Source organism: Pseudomonas sp. NFX224 (assembly GCF_048565165.1).
Classification (GTDB): Bacteria; Pseudomonadota; Gammaproteobacteria; order Pseudomonadales; family Pseudomonadaceae; genus Aquipseudomonas.
This window is the reverse complement of sequence record NZ_CP183416.1, coordinates 3,068,442-3,086,426: the sequence shown is the minus strand read 5'-3', so window position 1 is coordinate 3,086,426 and position 17,985 is coordinate 3,068,442. Positions and strand designations below refer to the sequence as shown.

General features: G+C 58.4%; 14 protein-coding genes. 2 read left to right on the top strand and 12 right to left on the bottom strand.

Annotated elements, in window-relative coordinates; translation table 11 throughout:
• Positions 1-180 precede the first annotated feature (180 nt).
• The gene (gene lpdA / locus ACNYC6_RS13845) at positions 181-1,581 is read left to right on the top strand and encodes a dihydrolipoyl dehydrogenase (protein WP_419712737.1); all 1,401 of its coding nucleotides are present in this window, start codon (positions 181-183) and stop codon (positions 1,579-1,581) included.
• Between the two features lie 45 nt (positions 1,582-1,626).
• Here lpdA and ACNYC6_RS13840 read toward each other — a convergent pair whose 3' ends face one another.
• Positions 1,627-2,100, bottom strand: coding sequence for an Lrp/AsnC family transcriptional regulator (locus tag ACNYC6_RS13840; RefSeq protein ID WP_419712736.1), 474 nt, complete (start codon positions 2,098-2,100; stop codon positions 1,627-1,629).
• A 145-nt stretch (positions 2,101-2,245) separates the two neighbouring features.
• On the opposite strand from ACNYC6_RS13840, the gene ACNYC6_RS13835 reads away from it, so the two are divergent.
• Complete coding sequence (locus ACNYC6_RS13835; RefSeq protein ID WP_419712735.1) at positions 2,246-2,875, top strand: LysE family translocator; 630 nt, start codon at positions 2,246-2,248, stop codon at positions 2,873-2,875.
• A 3-nt stretch (positions 2,876-2,878) separates the two neighbouring features.
• On the opposite strand, the gene ACNYC6_RS13830 is transcribed toward ACNYC6_RS13835, so the two are convergent.
• The 11 genes from ACNYC6_RS13830 to psrA all read right to left on the bottom strand — a co-directional run bounded on the left by ACNYC6_RS13830 (position 2,879) and on the right by psrA (position 17,776).
• Entirely contained in the window at positions 2,879-4,996 is a 2,118-nt protein-coding gene (locus ACNYC6_RS13830; RefSeq protein ID WP_419712734.1) for a hypothetical protein, read from the bottom strand.
• Positions 4,983-6,179, bottom strand: coding sequence for a DUF3142 domain-containing protein (locus ACNYC6_RS13825; RefSeq protein ID WP_419712733.1), 1,197 nt, complete (start codon positions 6,177-6,179; stop codon positions 4,983-4,985). The genes ACNYC6_RS13830 and ACNYC6_RS13825 overlap by 14 nt, the downstream gene beginning before the upstream one ends.
• 129 nt (positions 6,180-6,308) lie before the next feature.
• Positions 6,309-8,339, bottom strand: a complete 2,031-nt coding sequence (locus ACNYC6_RS13820) for a pyridoxamine 5'-phosphate oxidase family protein (protein WP_419712732.1) — start codon at positions 8,337-8,339, stop codon at positions 6,309-6,311.
• A gap of 63 nt (positions 8,340-8,402) precedes the next feature.
• Positions 8,403-9,029 (bottom strand): glutathione S-transferase family protein, encoded by a 627-nt coding sequence (locus ACNYC6_RS13815; protein WP_419712731.1) that lies wholly within the window; start codon positions 9,027-9,029, stop codon positions 8,403-8,405.
• Positions 9,030-9,159: 130 nt separating this feature from the next.
• The gene (locus ACNYC6_RS13810) at positions 9,160-10,062 is read right to left on the bottom strand and encodes a LysR family transcriptional regulator (RefSeq protein ID WP_419712730.1); all 903 of its coding nucleotides are present in this window, start codon (positions 10,060-10,062) and stop codon (positions 9,160-9,162) included.
• 116 nt (positions 10,063-10,178) lie between these two features.
• Positions 10,179-11,144, bottom strand: a complete 966-nt coding sequence (locus tag ACNYC6_RS13805) for a 2-hydroxyacid dehydrogenase (protein ID WP_419712729.1) — start codon at positions 11,142-11,144, stop codon at positions 10,179-10,181.
• Positions 11,145-11,164: 20 nt separating this feature from the next.
• Entirely contained in the window at positions 11,165-12,481 is a 1,317-nt protein-coding gene (locus ACNYC6_RS13800; protein ID WP_419712728.1) for an MFS transporter, read from the bottom strand.
• A gap of 950 nt (positions 12,482-13,431) precedes the next feature.
• Complete coding sequence (phnX, locus tag ACNYC6_RS13795) at positions 13,432-14,259, bottom strand: phosphonoacetaldehyde hydrolase (RefSeq protein ID WP_419712727.1); 828 nt, start codon at positions 14,257-14,259, stop codon at positions 13,432-13,434.
• 87 nt (positions 14,260-14,346) lie between these two features.
• Positions 14,347-15,219 (bottom strand): LysR substrate-binding domain-containing protein, encoded by an 873-nt coding sequence (locus ACNYC6_RS13790; protein ID WP_419712726.1) that lies wholly within the window; start codon positions 15,217-15,219, stop codon positions 14,347-14,349.
• Between the two features lie 55 nt (positions 15,220-15,274).
• Positions 15,275-16,570 (bottom strand): MFS transporter, encoded by a 1,296-nt coding sequence (locus ACNYC6_RS13785; protein ID WP_419712725.1) that lies wholly within the window; start codon positions 16,568-16,570, stop codon positions 15,275-15,277.
• Positions 16,571-16,684: 114 nt separating this feature from the next.
• Positions 16,685-17,776, bottom strand: a complete 1,092-nt coding sequence (gene psrA / locus ACNYC6_RS13780; protein WP_419712724.1) for an iron-containing alcohol dehydrogenase PsrA — start codon at positions 17,774-17,776, stop codon at positions 16,685-16,687.
• Positions 17,777-17,985 lie beyond the last annotated feature (209 nt).

Here is a 17,985-nt window from a genome sequence, read left to right as displayed (position 1 = left end):
ATTCGTTACGATATAACGAAAACAGTGAAATTTTCGTGCTTAATTGCACTATCTAAAGATGCTCAACCTGTCGCTTGGCTGAAGCCTTGACCGAAACGCGTTACAACGCACATATTATGTTCGTAATTTTATTCAGGAACTACGTTTACCCCTCCCGATCCCCTTTCCAGGAGTAGATCCATGAGCACTTATGACGTCGTGATTTTGGGCGGTGGCCCCGGCGGTTACAACGCGGCGATACGCGCCGGCCAACTCGGCTTGAAAGCGGCGTGCGTAGAAGGACGCGCAACCTTGGGCGGCACCTGCCTGAACGTCGGCTGCATGCCGTCCAAGGCGTTGCTGCACGCCTCCGAACTCTACGACGCGGCCATGGGCGCGGAATTCGCCAACCTGGGCATCGAAGTCAAACCGACGCTCAATCTTCTCCAGATGATGAAACAGAAAGATGAAAGCGTGACCGGCCTGACCAAGGGCATCGAGTTTCTCTTTCGCAAAAACAAAGTCGACTGGATCAAGGGCTGGGGTCATATCGACGGACCGGGCAAAGTGACGGTGACGGATAGCGCAGGCGGCAAGACCGACCTGAGCGCCAAAGACATCATCATCGCCACCGGTTCCGAGCCCACTCCCCTGCCCGGCGTAGACATCGATAACAAACGTATCCTCGACTCCACCGGCGCCCTGTCGCTGACAGAAGTGCCAAAGCATTTGGTGGTGATCGGCGCGGGTGTGATCGGGTTGGAGTTGGGCTCGGTGTGGCGTCGCTTGGGTGCACAGGTGACAGTGGTCGAATTCCTCGACCGAATCTGCCCTGGCGTCGACGGCGAAGCAGGCAAAACCCTGCAACGCTCGTTGAGCAAGCAAGGCATCAGCTTCAAATTGAGTTCGAAAGTGACCAGTGCCACCACCTCGGCTACCGGCGTGCAGCTCAGCGTTGAACCCGCCGCAGGTGGCACCGCTGAAATGCTGGAGGCCGATTATGTGCTGGTGGCCATCGGACGCCGACCTTATACACAGTACCTGGGGCTAGAGAACGTCGGTCTGGCCACGGACAAACGCGGCATGCTCGCCAATAAAGGGCATCGCACCGAAGCGGCCGGGGTCTGGGTAATTGGTGACGTGACGTCCGGGCCCATGCTCGCGCACAAGGCCGAGGATGAAGCCATGGCCTGCGTCGAGCAGATCGTCGGCAAGGCTGGCGAAGTCAACTACGAGTTGATTCCCAACGTGATCTACACCAAACCGGAACTAGCCAGCGTCGGCAAAACCGAAGAGCAATTGAAGGCCGAGGGCCGCTCCTACAAGGTCGGCAAGTTCCCCTTCACCGCCAACAGCCGGGCGAAGATCAACCACGAAACCGAAGGCTTCGCCAAAGTGCTGGCCGATGAACGCACTGACGAAATTCTCGGCGTGCACCTGGTCGGCCCGAGCGTCAGTGAAATGATTGGCGAGTATTGCGTGGCCATGGAGTTCAGCGCCTCCGCCGAAGACATTGCCCTGACCTGTCACCCACACCCGACCCGCTCCGAGGCGTTGCGCCAGGCGGCGATGAATGTGGAGGGGATGGCGACGCAGATGTAACCCATCAAAAGATCGCAGCCTGCGGCAGGCTGCGATCTTTGCGCTTTACACAGGCAAATGTTCCAACGGCAACGCCCCCGGCGACTTCACCGTGTGAATCGCAAAGTTGCTGCGGATATCGCTCACGCCCGGCAGCTTCAACAACCGTCCCGTGAGAAACCGGTCATAGGCACGCAGGTCCGGCACCACCACTTGCAACAGAAAATCCGATTCCCCCGACACCAGAAACGCCGAAATCACCTCCGGTAATGCCGTCACCGCCAGGCGAAAAGCGTCGGCCTGTTCGTCGTTGTGGCGCTCGACTTTCACACCGACGAAAACCGTCAAACCGAGCCCGATTTCATCGCGATCCAGATTGGCCTGATAACCGCGAATCACCCCGGCCTCCTCAAGCATCCGCACCCGCCGCAAACAGGGCGACGCGGACAGGCCGATCTCGTCCGCCAGTTGCACATTGCTCAAGCGCCCATCCCGTTGCAGCGCGGCGAGAATCTTGCGATCAAAAAAATCGAGTTTCATTGTTTGGCAGATCCTGATGGTTTCTCTCTTACAGAGCGGCAGATTATGCCAATCCATGGTGCATTAGAAGCAAACTACGCAAGCACCTGCCCTGCCTCTGCGCCCTAGACTGGCCGTACCGAATCGACAACGAATGGGGTGCAACATGGCGGGACTCTGGCTGTTTTTCATGGCGCTGGCGGTGGTGTATCTGTTGCCCGGCCCCGACATGATCCTGCTTTTGCAAACCGGTGCTCGCCAGGGCAAAGGCGCGGCGCTGGCAACTGCCGTGGGTTTGGCCATCGCTCGAGGCTGCCATGTGGCATTGGCAGCTTTGGGATTGGCGGCCCTGTTCAAGGCAGCGCCCTGGACGTTCGACGTGGTCCGTCTCGCCGGCGCCGCCTACCTGCTGTGGCTCGGCATTCAGTGCCTGCGCTCACCCCTGTTGCCGAACCTGAACGGCGCACCTCCCACTGGCGAAAAGCCGCGTTGTCGGGACGCCGTCCAGCGCGGTTTGCTCACCAACCTGCTCAACCCCAAAGCGCTGCTGTTCTGCTCGGTCCTGTTACCGCAGTTCATTAACCCGCAGGCTGGACCGGTACTCGCGCAATTCGCCATCCTGGGCGTGGTGCTGGTCGCCGTGGGGTTGCTGTTCGATAGCGCCTACGCCCTGGCCGGCACCGCGCTCGGCAGATGGTTACAACGCAGCCCATCGGCCCAACGCCTGCAACAATGGTTGTTCGGCAGCCTGTTGATTGGTTTCGCCGTGCGGCTGACCTTCGTTCAACAGGCTTGAACGTCACTCAACCTTGCGCCGACGACGAACAATCAGCCACAACGCCGCCGCCACAACAACCAGCACGCTGCCGACCTGCAGCGCTGCCTTGTAGGGGCGCAGCGCCGAACGAGCCGAGTCGGTAACTTGGGTGACATAGCGCTTGTCGGCGTTCTCGAAGTCGGGATAAGGGCACTGATGGCCGAAGTCCGCTGCCCACTCCACAAACGGGCCTTCCTTGACGTAACGCTGATAGAGCGCGCTTTGATCTTCAAGGCTGCTGTTCCACCCGGCCGCTTCGCATAACACCGCGGCAAACGCCTGGCTGGTAGGCGGCAAATTGTCGGCAGCGCGGCTGGCCAAACCCGTGGCGACAAATCGGTAGTGGTAACGCAGGTCGGGTTGGGCGGCACTGGCCTGCTGACGCTTCACTTCGTCCTCGGCCACCAGCGGACTGACCTTCAACTCCACATTTTCAAGGCTGTAGTTACCGCCGAATGTGGCGTAGTCCGGGGCCATTTCATAGCCGAGGATATCCATGCCCCACTCGCGGGCCGTCCACGCGGCATTGAACAAGGCGGCAGCGCGACGGGTCGGCCACCACGCGGCATCGGCCGCCAGACGTTGCTCGCCATACAGCTTGGCCTTATGGCGCAAACCGTCGTTATCGAAATAGGCCGGCGCCTCTTCATAGTGCCCTTCACGCAACAAACGCCGCCCGAGCAAATTGCGCAGGCTCGCCGCCACTGGCAACGGCACGTAGCTATCGCGCTCCTGCTGGGTAAGCGGCGGCGGTGCCGGAACTTGAGTGTCGACGTAGTGCTTGAGTTCTTCGAGGGTCAGTACACGCTCGGCAACCGTTGCCGCGTCGAACCAATAGATACTTTGGCTGCGATAGAGCTGATCGAACGCTTGCAGGTAATCCCCGCGCTGCAGGGCCAGAATCGCGCTTTCACCCTCGACCCGGCACTTGGGTTGAAGCGTTTCGTAATCGTAGTCAGGCGTTCGCCGATCGCCCCAGGACTCATTCTGCGGGAAGGCCTGAGCGGCCTTGGCATAAGCTGCCGCCGCGGCGATTTTGTCGCCATCACGCATCGCCAGTTTGGCCCGCAACCACCACGCCAGCCCACCATCGCCGGCGTGCTCGAGGAGCCCCTTGGCACTGGCGTAGTCGCCTTGTTGATAATTCACAGCAGCCAGGCGATCGGCGTTATCGAGGCTGCCGCGAGTGCTGCTTTGCAGCACTTTGATCAATTTCAGTTCGTTCGGTGGTTGTTCGCCGAATGACCAACCCACTCGACTGATCAGCGACGCGGTCACCAATTGCTGCACCGGTTTATTCTTGAGCAAGTCAGCCAGTTCCGCCTCGGGCATCGCTGCCAGATCGGCCATCAACACCTTCAACGAGGTGTAGCCCACCGCCGAACCGTGAAGGTTTTGCGTAGCGTAAAGTTCGATGGCGCTGTTCCAGTCGCCCGCAGCCCGAGCCACGCGAGCCTCTTCACCGAGGCTGGCGACGCCCAATTCCAATGGGTCACTGAAGCCGTCGATACTCAATTGCCGGGTTTGCTCGAACGCCTTGCGTGATTGCGCCAGCAGGTCTGGCGTCGCGCCCGCTTCAGAGCTCATGGCGAACAATGCCCGACCCAAGGAATAGGCCGCCCACGTGCTGCGCAAAGTCCGCTGATCCGCTGGCAGCGCGAGCACCGTCTGAAAATAGTCCGCCGCCAAACCCTGGTCCTCGGCTGCAAACGCCACGGCACCCGCCAGATACAGTCTGATCTCGGTTGGCAGGCTCGCGCCTTGCGCTTCGACCTGACGGGCATCGGTCAGGCCACGCAGCTGCTTCACCAAGGCTTGCTGCTCGGCGCTCAAACCGTTTTGCTCGGCCTCGCTGCGCTGTTCGGCATGGTCGGACTCTTCCATGCTGTAGGCCGTTACGCTGACATTTTTCAGCCCGGCGATCGCATGCCCTAACCGACTGACTTCAAAATTGAAGTTGCCTTCCGGCAGTTCCGCCAGCGACTGGCCACGGTTGTCCAACAGGCGCATGGGGAAGTCCGGCCCGCACGCCAGCGCCGACCCCAGCGGTAAGCTGAGACTGAGGCAGAGCAGATGGCGTGGCCAGTTACGGGTGAACATTCGAAGCTCCTTGATCAATTTTTGCGCAGCGCGCCCAACCGATGGCGCGCTCACCGCCGGCCGCTATCCGACCTTCACGCAGGCGGGTGAAGGTAAGCAGATCCGGGCTTTGTTGCAACGCATAACCGGCCAGCGCATCCGCACCCTCACAGCCCTGCACCGCCAGTGTCAATCGCTCAGGCCAGGCACTGTCGAGGTTGCCATCGTTGGTGATGGCGATGTCATAGAGGCCTTCATTTACTGAGAGTTTCAGCGCCAATCGACTATCGAGGGCATCACCACGCGACACGGCGCGAAGCGTCGTCAAACTCCAGGCCCGACGGTCATTGGCTAACGGGAGACGAAACCAGATCAGGCCGGCCAGATGCACCGGTGGATCATCGCGCAATTGGGTCGCAAGCTTGCTTAGCTGCTGCGGATCGGCCAGCAACTCCCGGCGCTCGCCATCACGTTCAATGCGTATTTCGCTCTCAACGACGGGTGCACCGCTGGCGCCGGGCAACAGCGCCACACCATAGGCCGGCAATGCCAGATAGAAGGGTTTCGCGGTGATGTGGCTCCAGGCCTTCGCCCATTGCCGGGCCTGATCCGGATCAAACAGGCCACGACGCGGATCACTCACCGCATGCACCTGCAATACGCTGCTGTCGACTGTGGATAACAGCGCCGGCAATTCCGGGCTGTCGAGCCAAGCCGGCAATGCGGTGATGCTCAGCGGCAAAGACGCCGGCAGCACCGCGCGCAAGTGCGCCAGAAAGTCGCGGTAGGCCGGTAGCCGGGCGTTGCCTGCGTCGTGGTCGATTTCCACGCCGGCAAGGTTCAGGCCTTGTGCCTGCCAATCACTGATCAGTTGTTGAATCTGCCCCGTGACGTCGTCCTGATTCAACGACTTGAGTTGACCATCAAGGCGAATCACCCCAATCAGCGGTCGGCCGTCGCGCTTGAGCAGCTGCGGATCTATGTGTGCCCGACTCCAACCCGCCCGAGGAAAGGCCTGCAAAGCGAGCACGCGCAAGGTGGAGAAATCTGCGCGACTGTCCCGCAGGGCCGATTCATGGGCCGGTGTCCATCGCCGTTGCCAGATGTAGAGTTGTTGGTCGAGCGGTGGTGAGACCTGGCGTTCGCAACCCGTAAGAAGCGCCCACGCGGTAAGAAAAACCGCCAGACGAACGAAAAAATACATAAAGCTCCCAGAGTTGAATCAGACCCTTTGTAGCCGCTGCCAAAGGCTGCGTTCGGCTGCGCAGCAGTCGTCCATGCTGACGGATCGCGGTGTCTGATTCTACGTCTGCTTTGCTGCCTTCAGCACCTGCTACAAATCCAGGACCAAAGGTTGCGAACCCTGAGCCGGAATCGCGCAGCAAATCAGCACATGCCCTTTATCCGGTACTTCTGCCGGTGGTTGTGGATAATTCACCTGACCGCTGATCAAGCGTGTTTTGCAGGTGCCACAGGAGCCGCCACGGCAACTGAACTCCGGGTGCAAGCCACGACTTTCCGCCAACTCCAGCAGACTGCCGCCATCGGGTTGCCACCGCGCTTCCTTGGCCGACCGCTGGAATACCACCGGCACTGAAGTGGTCGCGGCGGGCGGCTGCTCGATCACGACCGCGTCAGGGTCGGGTTGTCGGCGCAGCGTTGAAGGGCCAAAGGTTTCGGCATGAATCCGTGCGTCGCGAATGTCCAGTTCTCGCAGGCTGTCGTACAGCGCCTGGGTAAAACTGCCGGGGCCGCAGAGGACAAAATCCAGTTGATCGTAATCCTCGACCTCAAGCAGTTCTGAGAGTCGTGCGACATCGATCCGCCCAGTCAAATCGAAGTCTTCACCTTCCCGTGCGTCGAGCTCCGGTTGACTGAGCAGGCGAACCACCTTGACCGCGTCACCGGCGCTCTCAAGCAAGGAATCCACCTCAGGACGAAACGGCTGGTCTGCGAGGGTGCGCGAACTCTGCAAAAACAAGGTCGGGCGAATTCGACGGGTGCGCAAACCTTGATAGACCACCTCGCGCAGCATCGACAGCAGCGGCGTGATACCCACCCCGGCAGCGAGCAACACCAGTGGCCGACGTTCATGGGGCGCGACGGTGAAATGCCCTTGAGGTGAGCGCGCCTCCAGCAAATCACCAACGCGGATGTGTTCATGCAGGTGCGAAGATACCCGGCCGTCACGCTTCACGCTGATACGGAAAAAATCATCGGACGGCGCACTCGACAGGCTGTAGGTGCGGACATGCACCTCGCCATCAATGTTGAAGCGCAGCGGTAAATGCTGCCCAGCCTGAAACAGTGGCAACCCGGCTCCATCAGCGGGCTCAAGATAAATCGAGCGAATATGCTGGCTTTCCGCTTCGATCCGCACCACCCGCAGTGGCCGCCATTGATCGCCCAGTGCCTTGGCTTGCAGACGAGCGGCAGCTTGCTCCCAGGTGCCGGTGAGCAAGCTGGTGGGCGAGACACCGTCAAAACGCCAGCGCAGGGCCAGAGCGGCGGGACGACGCACGACGTGTTCCACGTGGAACGTCCACAAACGTTCGGCACCTTGAAAGGCTTCGACCTGCGGACCATCAAGGATGATTTCGGTGCGCCCACTGAGATGCAGCAGGTCTCCCGAGTTGAAATCGATGAACAATAAACCGGCTCGAGGATTGACCAGCAGATTGCCCAACGTGTTGAAAAACAGGTTACCGGCAAAGTCCGGGATGGTCAGGCGATCGCCTTCCACTTGTACGAAACCCGACTGGCCACCCCGGTGTGAAACATCCACCGAGCGTACGCCATCGACGTCCACATAACTGGCGACAAAGAAGGTATCTGCTTCGGCGATCATGGCCTTGGCCGCATCATCCAACTCGTTGAAGTGCTGCGCAGGACGTGTTGCCGGATCCGCCAACGGCACCGAACGGAACTGCCTTAATTGGATGTACTGCGGGCAATTGCCGTAAGACTGATCCACCGTCACGGCAAAACCATTCGCCGTCATCGCGCCAATATGGCCATTGATGCGGTTGCGCCGACGGGTATGCAGTTCGATACCCAGAAGACCAATGGCCGCGCCACCGTCCAATTGCGCTGGATCATCTGCCGCAGGCAAGCTGCTGAACTGCAACAACTGAGGCTCTGGTGATTGAACAAAACCGGCATCCCCTTCAAGCACGCTGGCCCACGGGTTTCCGTCTGCATCCACAGCGCCGTACAACATAAACGGCAGTTGCTCATAGAACGTACGGTGCTGGTCCGGCATGTGATCGCGAATCACCCTGCGACCGAGCACCTCCATTCGCTCGCTGACACCGATATGAGCCTGCAATTGGATCTCGCCTGCATGCCACGGTGAACGTTCCATTACGGCTTCTCCCCTGCGCCAGCGGCACAGCGTAAAGGGCCCGACAAGGTCGGGCCACAAACGTCAGGCAGTTTTTTGCAGGCCGGCGACAGTGCGCGGCATGCCGACAAAACCGGGCAAGGCTTCGACCCGTGCCAGCCAGGCGCGGATGTTGGCGTAGTCGTCGAGCGACACGTTGCCTTCCGGTGCATGGGCGATGTAGCTGTAGGCAGCCACGTCGGCGATGGTCGGCTCGCTGCCGGCCAGGAACGACGTGTTGGCCAATTCTTTATCGACCACCTTGAGCACGGTGTGGGCGTAAGGGATCACTTCGTCAGCGTTGTAAGGCGCACCAAACACCGTGATCAACCTTGCCCGCGCGGGGCCAAAAGCGATGGGACCCGCGGCGGCGGACAACCAGCGTTGCACCTTTGCAGCGCCAACCGGATCGGCAGGCAACCAGCGACCGTTGCCATATTTTTGGGCCAGATAAACCAGGATCGCATTGGAATCGGCCAACACGACACCCTGATCGTCCAGCACCGGCACTTGACCAAACGCATTGAGCGCCAGGAACTCGGGCTTCTTGTGTTCGCCCTTGGCGAGGTCGACGAAGATCAAGTCAGTCGGCAGTTGCAGCAGCGAAAGCATCAGTTCCACGCGGTGAGCGTGGCCGGAACGTGGGAAGTTGTAGAGTTTGATGGCTTGCATGGACGACTCCGCGAGTGAGTGGCGCTGTTCGGGAGAGATCAGCACCGATGGCAGTCATCTTCTACCAGTCACGGAAACAACAGAATAACCAGCAAACGCAATCCATTATTTCACCCAGTGAAACAACCGGTCAGTCCTGCAAGGCCGGATGCTCCCTGAGTGCCTTCACCGTAAAGTCGACAAAACTGCGGACCCGTGCCGGCGCTTTGCGTCCCCCTTGGTAAACCACGTGGATTGGCAGTGGCGGGACTTCGAATTCGGCCAGAACGATTTCCAGCTCCCCGGTCGCAATCTTGCTCGCCACTTGATAGGACAAGACTCGGGTGTAACCCAGACCAAGCGCCGCGGCGGTAATCGCGGCCTGATTCGCCGTCACCACCAGACGCGGCTCAGTGCGCACACTCAGTGGCTCGTCACCTTCAAGGAACGGCCAGCTTCTCTGTTGACCGATCGACGACGTCGCAATGATCGGTACCTGAGCCAAATCTTGCGGATGTGTCGGTCGACCATTGGCCGCCAGAAACTGCGGTGACGCAACGATGACTCGCCGCACTTCACCCACGCGGATTGCATGCTGGTTGCTATCGGGAAGATCGCCAATGCGCACCGCCACATCGACGCCCTCCTCCACCACGCTCACCACCCGGTCAACCAGCAGCGCATTGATCATGACGTCCGGAAACTGAGTCAGAAAATCCACCATCAACGGTGTGACAAACAATTCACCGAACAAAACCGGCGCGGTGATCGTCAGTTGCCCACGAGGCTGGGCGTGACTACCCGCCGCCGAATCCTCGGCTTCCTGCACCTCGGCAAGAATCCTCCGACAATCTTCCAGATAACGCTGACCGGCCTCACTCAGATGCACACTGCGTGTCGTGCGGGTGAGCAATTGCGTGCCGATGCGCCTCTCAAGCGCGGCCACCGCCCGGGTGACACTGGCCGCCGAAAGGCCCAACCGCCGCGCCGCAGCAGAAAATCCCTGGTCCTGGGCGACAGCAGCGAAGACCTGCATTTCCTGGAAGCGGTCCATGAGTGTGTCCTCGATTCGGGTAATAAAAATCGCAACCCGGGGGCTGCGATTTTTAAGGTGTGACGAAAACACCCAATCTTACACCTGCGCGGCTCAGAGCCTGCGCCGGTGTCATCCTAGACCACGGCATCTGGTGGCATTTTTCCCTCAAGCGCACACTTCAGATTAGCCGCTGCCGTGCGTGCCATCAGTGCCCGGGCCTCGCGGGTTGCTGAACCGATGTGAGGCAGCGCCAACAGATTATTCAACGCTAGCAACGGCGAATCCGCGGGCAATGGCTCCTGAGCAAATACATCGAGTGCCGCCGCACGGATTTTGCGCTTTTGAAGCGCATCGATCAGCGCGGCCTCATCCACTACCTGGCCTCGGGACACGTTGAGGAAGATACTCTGCGCGCCCATCTGGGCAAACTCCCGCGCCCCGATAAGATGCCGGGTGGCATCTGACAAGGGCACGCACACGCAGATGAAATCGGCTTCAGCCAGCAAATGATCAAGTGCCATTCGTTGGGCGCCCAGTTCATGCTCCAACGCCGGTTTATCGGACTGGCCGCTGTACAGGATCGACATGCCAAAGCCAAAGTGCCCGCGCCTGGCGATTGCAGCGCCGATCCGGCCCAGGCCGATGATCCCCAAGCGCTTGCCGTGGACATCGGTACCAAATAGCGAGTCGGCGATGTTTTTCTCCTGCCATTTACCTTGGCGCACCAGATCGGCCATTTCCAGAGCCCGGCGTGCCGCCATCATCAACAGCAAGAAGGCCGTGTCGGCAGTGGTCTCGGTTACGGCGTCCGGCGTATTGGTCAGGCGAATATTGCGCTCACGCAAGTAATCCAGATCGTAATTGTCGTACCCGGCCGAGACGCTGGCGATCACTTTCAGGCGTAGTGCACGTGCAAGCAGGGTGCGATCCAGTTTCAGACTGGCGCCAAGCAACGCATCGGCCTCAGTGAGCGCCGACAGGAAGCGCTCCTTGTCTGCCCCAAGGGGATCGACGCAGTAGGTAACATTGTACGAGGCGTCCAACTCGGCCAGCACTTGCTCCGAGGACACGCGGCTGAAGATCAGCAGATTTGGCTTCATGTTCACTCCGTGGGTATTGCTCATTGATTGACACGGTAATAGCGGGCGGGAATGCCCCAGATCACCAAGGCCGTAGCCACCAGGCACACGCCACTCAACACATACAACGCGGGCGTCGCACTCCCGCTCAGATCCTTGATCCTTCCGACCATGAAGGGCGCGATGATCCCGCCTAGTTGCCCCAGGGAGTTGATCAGGGCGATGCCCGCGGCGGCGGCCAGGCCGGTGAGAAAACGCGGAGGGATGGTCCAGAAGATTGGCATCCAGGCAATGATCCCGGTAAGCACCATGCTCATGCCGACCATCAGCGGCAAGAGTTGCCCCGGGAACCATGCACACAACAGGTAGCCAGCGGCAGTCAGCAAGGCGCAGCCAGCCATGTGCCAACGACGTTCGCGGCGTAGGTCGGAGCTGCGGCCGATGATCAGGTTACCCACGACCGCTACCAGGTACGGGATCATGGTCAACAAACCAATATCGAAGGTGTCTGCTACTCCGGCTGTCTTGATCAGCTGCGGCATCCAAAACAGCAGGCCGGTGAGGGCCATTACCAGGCACAGATAAATGGCCGACATCACGTAGGTGGTCGGTTGTCTCCAGACATCGGCAAAGCCGCCGGAGGATTCGGTCTTGGGTTCACTGGCCATGTGTGCCAGCAATACCCGCTTCTCGTCAGCCGTCAGCCAGGGGGCATCTTCGATTCTATCGCTCAGCAGCCACAGCACGACCAGGCCCAGGATCACCGAAGGAAAGCCCTCCAGCAGAAACAACCACTTCCAACCGGCCAAGCCGTACACACCATCGAAGTGCTGAAGAATAAGCCCAGCCAACGGCCCGCCAATGATGCCGCACAGACAAATCGAACTTTTGAAGTAGGCATTGACCCGTGCCCTGCGACTGCTTGGGTACCACTGGGTAAAGAAGTACAGAACACCGGGCACGAAACCGGCCTCCATGACCCCGATCAAAAACCGCAGTGTGTAGAACCAGAACTCGCTGTTCACGAACATCATGCACGCCGAGGTGATGCCCCAGGTGACCATGATGCGGGCGATCCACACGCGAGCGCCGATCTTGTGCAGCAAAACATTGCTGGGTACTTCAAACAGGAAGTAGCCAACAAAGAACAGACTGGCGCCCAGGCCATACACCGTATCGCTGAACCCCAGATCACTTTGCATCTGCAGTTTGGCGAAACTGATGTTGACTCGGTCAAGGTAGGCAAACAGAAAACACACGATGAACAGTGGGATAATCCGCCAGTTCACTTTTCGGTAGAGGGCTTCGTCCAGAGATTGCGCAGGCGAATGCGTCGCTGCAAGGGAGTCCGTAGTCATAGTGCACCTTTGATTATTGTTGTAAGGCATTGCACAGGTACGCTCGTAGCTGCCATCGCTGAAAGGCCGTGGCAGCGACAAGCGTCGGTATCAGTTGATAGCGTGGTCAGTCAGTTGCCGGTCGGCGCTGCGTTGGCCGCCGATATAGTTGTGGCCGAAAATCTGAGTCATGGGGCTCTCCTTTAAAGCGTGCCGATGGCGTCAGGGGCGAACACGGCGTCATCCGTTGTGATGGCCCAGACCGATGGCCACAAGCACATAAAGCACCGACGGCAGCATCAGAAACGGAATGAGCTTGAGCGTAACGCGACGAACAAGCCGGAGTTCCTGGCTCAAGAAGCGGTCGCCAATTGTTTTTGTTCTAACACCTCTAGAGTGGCCTCAGGCGTGTGAACGCCAGAACCATTCATTGAGGAAATCGACCTTATAGTAATACTATTTGATTGGCAACTCTGCCAAATGGCCATTATTTTGACTATAGCAGCGCACAAAACATCTATTTAGTCATACCATATAAGGCCAATGAATGGTCTGCATTGCTGAAGCGCTAGGCACGCGTTACCCCGTAGCGCGGCGATTCCTATGGTGGATTTCGCGCCGTTCCGTACTCGCTCATATGTCGGGCATGCGTGCTGTGCAGTTGAAACCGCTGCCGGAGGATAGTTGGCAGCGGTGCAGGGGGACTGGATTGAATTTTGGACTCTACCTGTCGGAGCCGGTCCAGATCAGGGTGTTGGTGCTGACGCCGAATTGACCCATTGGCCGATACCACACTGATCCAACACCTATCGGCAAAAATCCAGCACGGGTAATGGTTCACAAGATAGGAGCCTGGATCAGAGAAACTTTGGTAGCTGGGTCAATCCTGCGCTGGCGATAGCACCTTATGATTATTAAGATCAAGCAGCCATCCTGTTAGACGGCCGCTTGGCACTTCAATATCGCATCCTTCAGGAAGCCTGTGGCGTTTCTCCACGTTCCAGACGCGCATTGATGTCTTCAATGACGGCCGGGAGATCGACGATGGTGTCGATCAGGTAGTGCGGACGCGAACCTTCGAACATCTTGGTGATACGCGCGCGTTCCTCGGTCAGTTCCTCCAGGGATAGATCCTTGAATTCTTCATAGGTCAGGCCCAGTGCATTGCCGGAGCAGGTCAACGCGACGGTCCACATACCCGCGCTGCGACCTTCGAGAATGCCGGGCCAGGTATCGTCGACCTTGACGCAAGCGGCGACGTCGCTGATTCCCAGTGCGATCACGTTGGCCAGCGCCTGGGCCGGGTGCGGGCGGCCATTGGGGACTTCGTCAGTCGCCACGACGTGGTCAGTGACATAGCCGTTCTTGCGTGCCAGCTCGACCACTTTCTCCATGACTACGGCCGGATAACCGGAGCATGAACCGATTTTCAGACCCTTATCGCGCAACGCATTGATCGTATCGAGGGCACCGGGAATCAACGCCGAGTGCAGGGCGATCTTTTCAATCTGCAAGGGCATGAAGCGCTCATAAAGGGCCGTCACATCGTCATCGGTCGGCAGGCGTCCGAAGGCCGCATGGTAACGTTCGGCGATCTGGGGCTCATTGCACAGCGTGCGGATGTGATCCCACTTGCCCATACCCATCGGTCCACGGGCTTCTGCGAGGGAAACTTCTACGCCGAACTCGGCGAAGGCTTCGACAAAAATCTGCGTCGGTGCAAAGGAACCAAAATCAACGACGGTGCCAGCCCAGTCCAGAACCACGGCTTGCAGTTGGGAAGGTTGTTGGTAATGCATGGTAAGACTCCATTTTTTGGGAATGTGAAGACCGTCCCTCTCATCATCAAGAAGTAGGCCTGTTGATTGTTCAAACGCGTTACGGGATCAGGTTGTCGGTGTAGGGCTGGATTCGAACAACTCTGAGATCATTGGACGATTCCTTCGAATACCCAGGCAGCACAGGTGGTAATCAATAAAAAAGGGGTGATCCACAAAGGTGATCGGTTTTGTGCCGGGGGTTTCGGCGTACTCGACAGCAGACACGAAGCCAATTCCAATGCCCTTGGCGATGGCATGGACGATCGCCTCACGGCTGTTCAATTGCATGACGCAATTCAAGGCGACACCAAGACGCTGGGAGCTTTCTTCCACCAGTTGGCGAGTCCGCGAACTTTGTTCACGAAGGACTAACCTTTCAGCGCTGATCTGCTTAATGTGCACTTCTTCCTGATTGGCCCAAGGATGATCGTCGCGGACAACGGCGATGATCGGGCAGCGCCGGTAAAGCTGAGTGTGAAAACGCTGGTCAAATTCCGAAAGAGCAAGAATCGCTACATCGATATCAAAGTTGAAGAGACGATCCAGCGTCTCTTTTTCGGGAGAGAACGAGGTTTCCAGCTCGATGTCCGGATGTCGCTGCATCAATTCGTAAGTCAGGTTCATTGCGATGGGCGGTGAAACCGCACCCAGTCGCAGCATTCCAGATTTATGTTGTTTGAAACTTTGCAGAAGTTGCACGGCTTCATCCTCTTGGCCGAAAAGCCCCTGGGTGATCGCATAGAGTTGGTGTCCGGCCCAACTCATTTCGATAAAGCGGCCGCGGCGATGAAACAATTCCACGGAAAACTTTTTTTCCAGTGCAGTGACTTGCTCACTGACCGTGGGTTGCCCGACGCTCAGGTATTCGGCGGCAAGGGTGAAGCTGCCGGTTTTTGCCACCGCATGAAAGGAACGCAACCACTTATGGTACTGGTACATAAAGTTCCTATTCCTGAGCTTGCCATCTTTAATTCAAGCATTTGTCGCCAGGCAATCAACGTCGGATAAACAGCGCCACTGTGGCACTGCACAGGCAGGCAGCGGTGACCACGATGAAGATCAGTGAGGTATTGCCGGTAGCATCAAGCATGCTCCCGATCAGTGGCTCCGCCAGCCCCGCAAACAGGTAGGATGAAAAATTCATCACCCCGGTGGCTGTGCCTGCTCGTTTTGCTCCAACCAAGTCTGGACACAGCGCCCAGAAACTGGAAGCCGGGCCGTAGACGAAGAAACCGCAGAGGAATAAGGCCACCAAACCGGTCGCGCTGTGTGGCGCCAGGGTCCACATCCACAAGCTCGTACCGGCACCAAGGAACATGTAAAGCATGATCGCCAAGTAGCGTTTGGAGCCAAACAGCTTGTCAGAGATCCAACCGTTGCTCAGGGCACCGATGGCCATGCCAACCGGCAAGGCTACCGTGATCCACTTCGGATCGATCATGCTGTCGCCGCTTTTCCAATTGGCGCCCAGAAAGTGCACCGGAACCCAGACAATCAAGCCATAGCGGGCGGCGTTCTGAAACCCCAGGGAAACGGCAGCGATGATCAGGCGGAAATTCTTCAGCACCGCTTTGTAGCGTTGCGCGGAGGTTTCGGTTTCACCGTGCGCGACTTCGTGACTCTTGTCATCTGCGTTCGCCACGCCTGTGTCGGCAAGCGGTTCAAAACCCAGGTCCTGTGGGCGTTCACGGGCCACCAGGTAGAAGACAATGCCTCCCGCCAGCATCAGCAGCACGGGCAAGCGGAAGATCCAGCGCCACTCCAGTTGCAGCACTTCGAGTACGATGATGGAAGTGACATAAGATAGAACCGAGGCGCAGCCCGCAGCGAACACATAGAAGCCATAGACTTTTCCGCGCTCGCCGGCACTCCACCAATTGGAAATGAGTCGACTGCCCGGAGCCCAACCCAAGGCCTGGAAGTAGCCGTTAATCCCCCAAGGCAGGATCAGCGCAGTAAACCCTTGGGCGAAACTGGTCAGCCAGTTCGCCGCACAGGACAACACTGCGCCGGCCGTCATGATGCGTCGGCCGCCGAACTTGTCGGCAAGGTTACCGTTGATGGCTTGGCCAATGGCATAAGCCCAAAGCATGGCGGCAGATGCCCAGCCAAGGTGTTCCTTGGTAAATCCGAACTCGGCCTGGATACCTGGAATGGCAAAACCAAAGGTTTGCCTCCCGGTGTAGAAAAATAAATAACAGAACATGGCCGCCAGCAGCATGCGCCACTGGGCCACACGGAACGACGAGGTGGATGTAGCAAGACCTGGCATTGTTTGGGCACGATTCATGATCTTTTCCTTATTATTGTTCGATCCCTCCGTATGGAATCGGAGGGTGCACTCTTGGTGCAGTAGGAAATTGTCGCGGCCCTCATGCCGCGACAGTGCTTCGAGAAAGAACCGCTAGGCTGCTTTCGCGCCGATGAAGTTCTTGCCTCGGGCGCCTTGCATGGCGAAATTAATCATCTCCTCGGCTTCCTTTGCCGTGACCCCGTAGTCGGTAAACTCGGTTTTCACATCGAGGCTGTGCAGGAAGGCACGAAGTTGAGCCTGCGCTTGGGCGAGGTCATTGCCGAACACGCGTTGCAGGGTCCGATCACGCGCTTCGTCATGCCCCCAAGCCAGGCCCAGGACCAACGGCAAGGTGAAGGAGCAGGCGATGCCATGAGGCAGGCCGTGGCGCAGAGTCATCTCGTAGGAAATGGAGTGGGCCAACGCAGTCTTGGTGTTGGAGAAGGCCATCCCGGCTTTAAGTGCGGCCAGTGCCATTCGTGAACGCAGTTCCTTACTGGTCAGGTCACGGCGTAACAGCGGCAGGCACTCGAGGATGTCCTCAATGGCGGAAATAGCGAAGGTGTCCGAAATCGGATTGGCGTTAATGTTCCAGATCGACTCCAGCGCATGCGACAGGGCGTCAAGGCCGGTAGAAACGGTGACACCGGCAGGTACCGTCAGCATCAACTTCGGGTCGATAATGGCGACCTTGGGCCAGGTACAGTCCAGATGCAGGGAGTATTTCTTTTGATTCTCGGTGTCCCAGATCGTGGCCCATGGTGTGACTTCACTTCCGGTACCCGCCGTGGTGGGCGCCGCAATCAGTTGTTTGCTGCGGGCAGGAACGAAGGGTTTGCCCGCAGCCAACAAAGCGAGCAACTCATCAAAGCTGCCTGATTCAGTGCCGACGATGAGCGCTTTGGCGGTGTCGATCGCACTACCCCCCCCCACGGCGATGACGGCGTGGCATTCCCCCGCCTCCTGCCAGAACCGCTCATAGGTGCTGCGCAGTTGAGCTACATCAGGGTTGGGTTGAACATCTTCGACGATGTACACCAGTCGGTCACCCAACAGATCCTGAATACGATCCACGAGTCCCAGTTCTCGTGCTTCGGGAAAAATCACAAGGGCTACAGTCTGGTTTTCGGTAATTGAAGCAAGCTCTTGGAGGCTATCCCAACCGAAACGTGTATCAACAGGATTATGGAATCGGGCGATCATGATGGGCCTTCTACTTTTTGTTGTTGGAAGGGCCCCATACTCAAGTTCTATTGATAGCACCACAAATCGATAATTCGAAGGTTTGAATCGGCTGAGCCAATAACGGCAGAGCGGGGTTGCTCGCGTCCCCTCTCGCGCACCCGAGTCAGACCACCCGACACCAAGCGAATCACCCGGTACAACGGCGAGTCGTGGGGCTGGTATCTGAA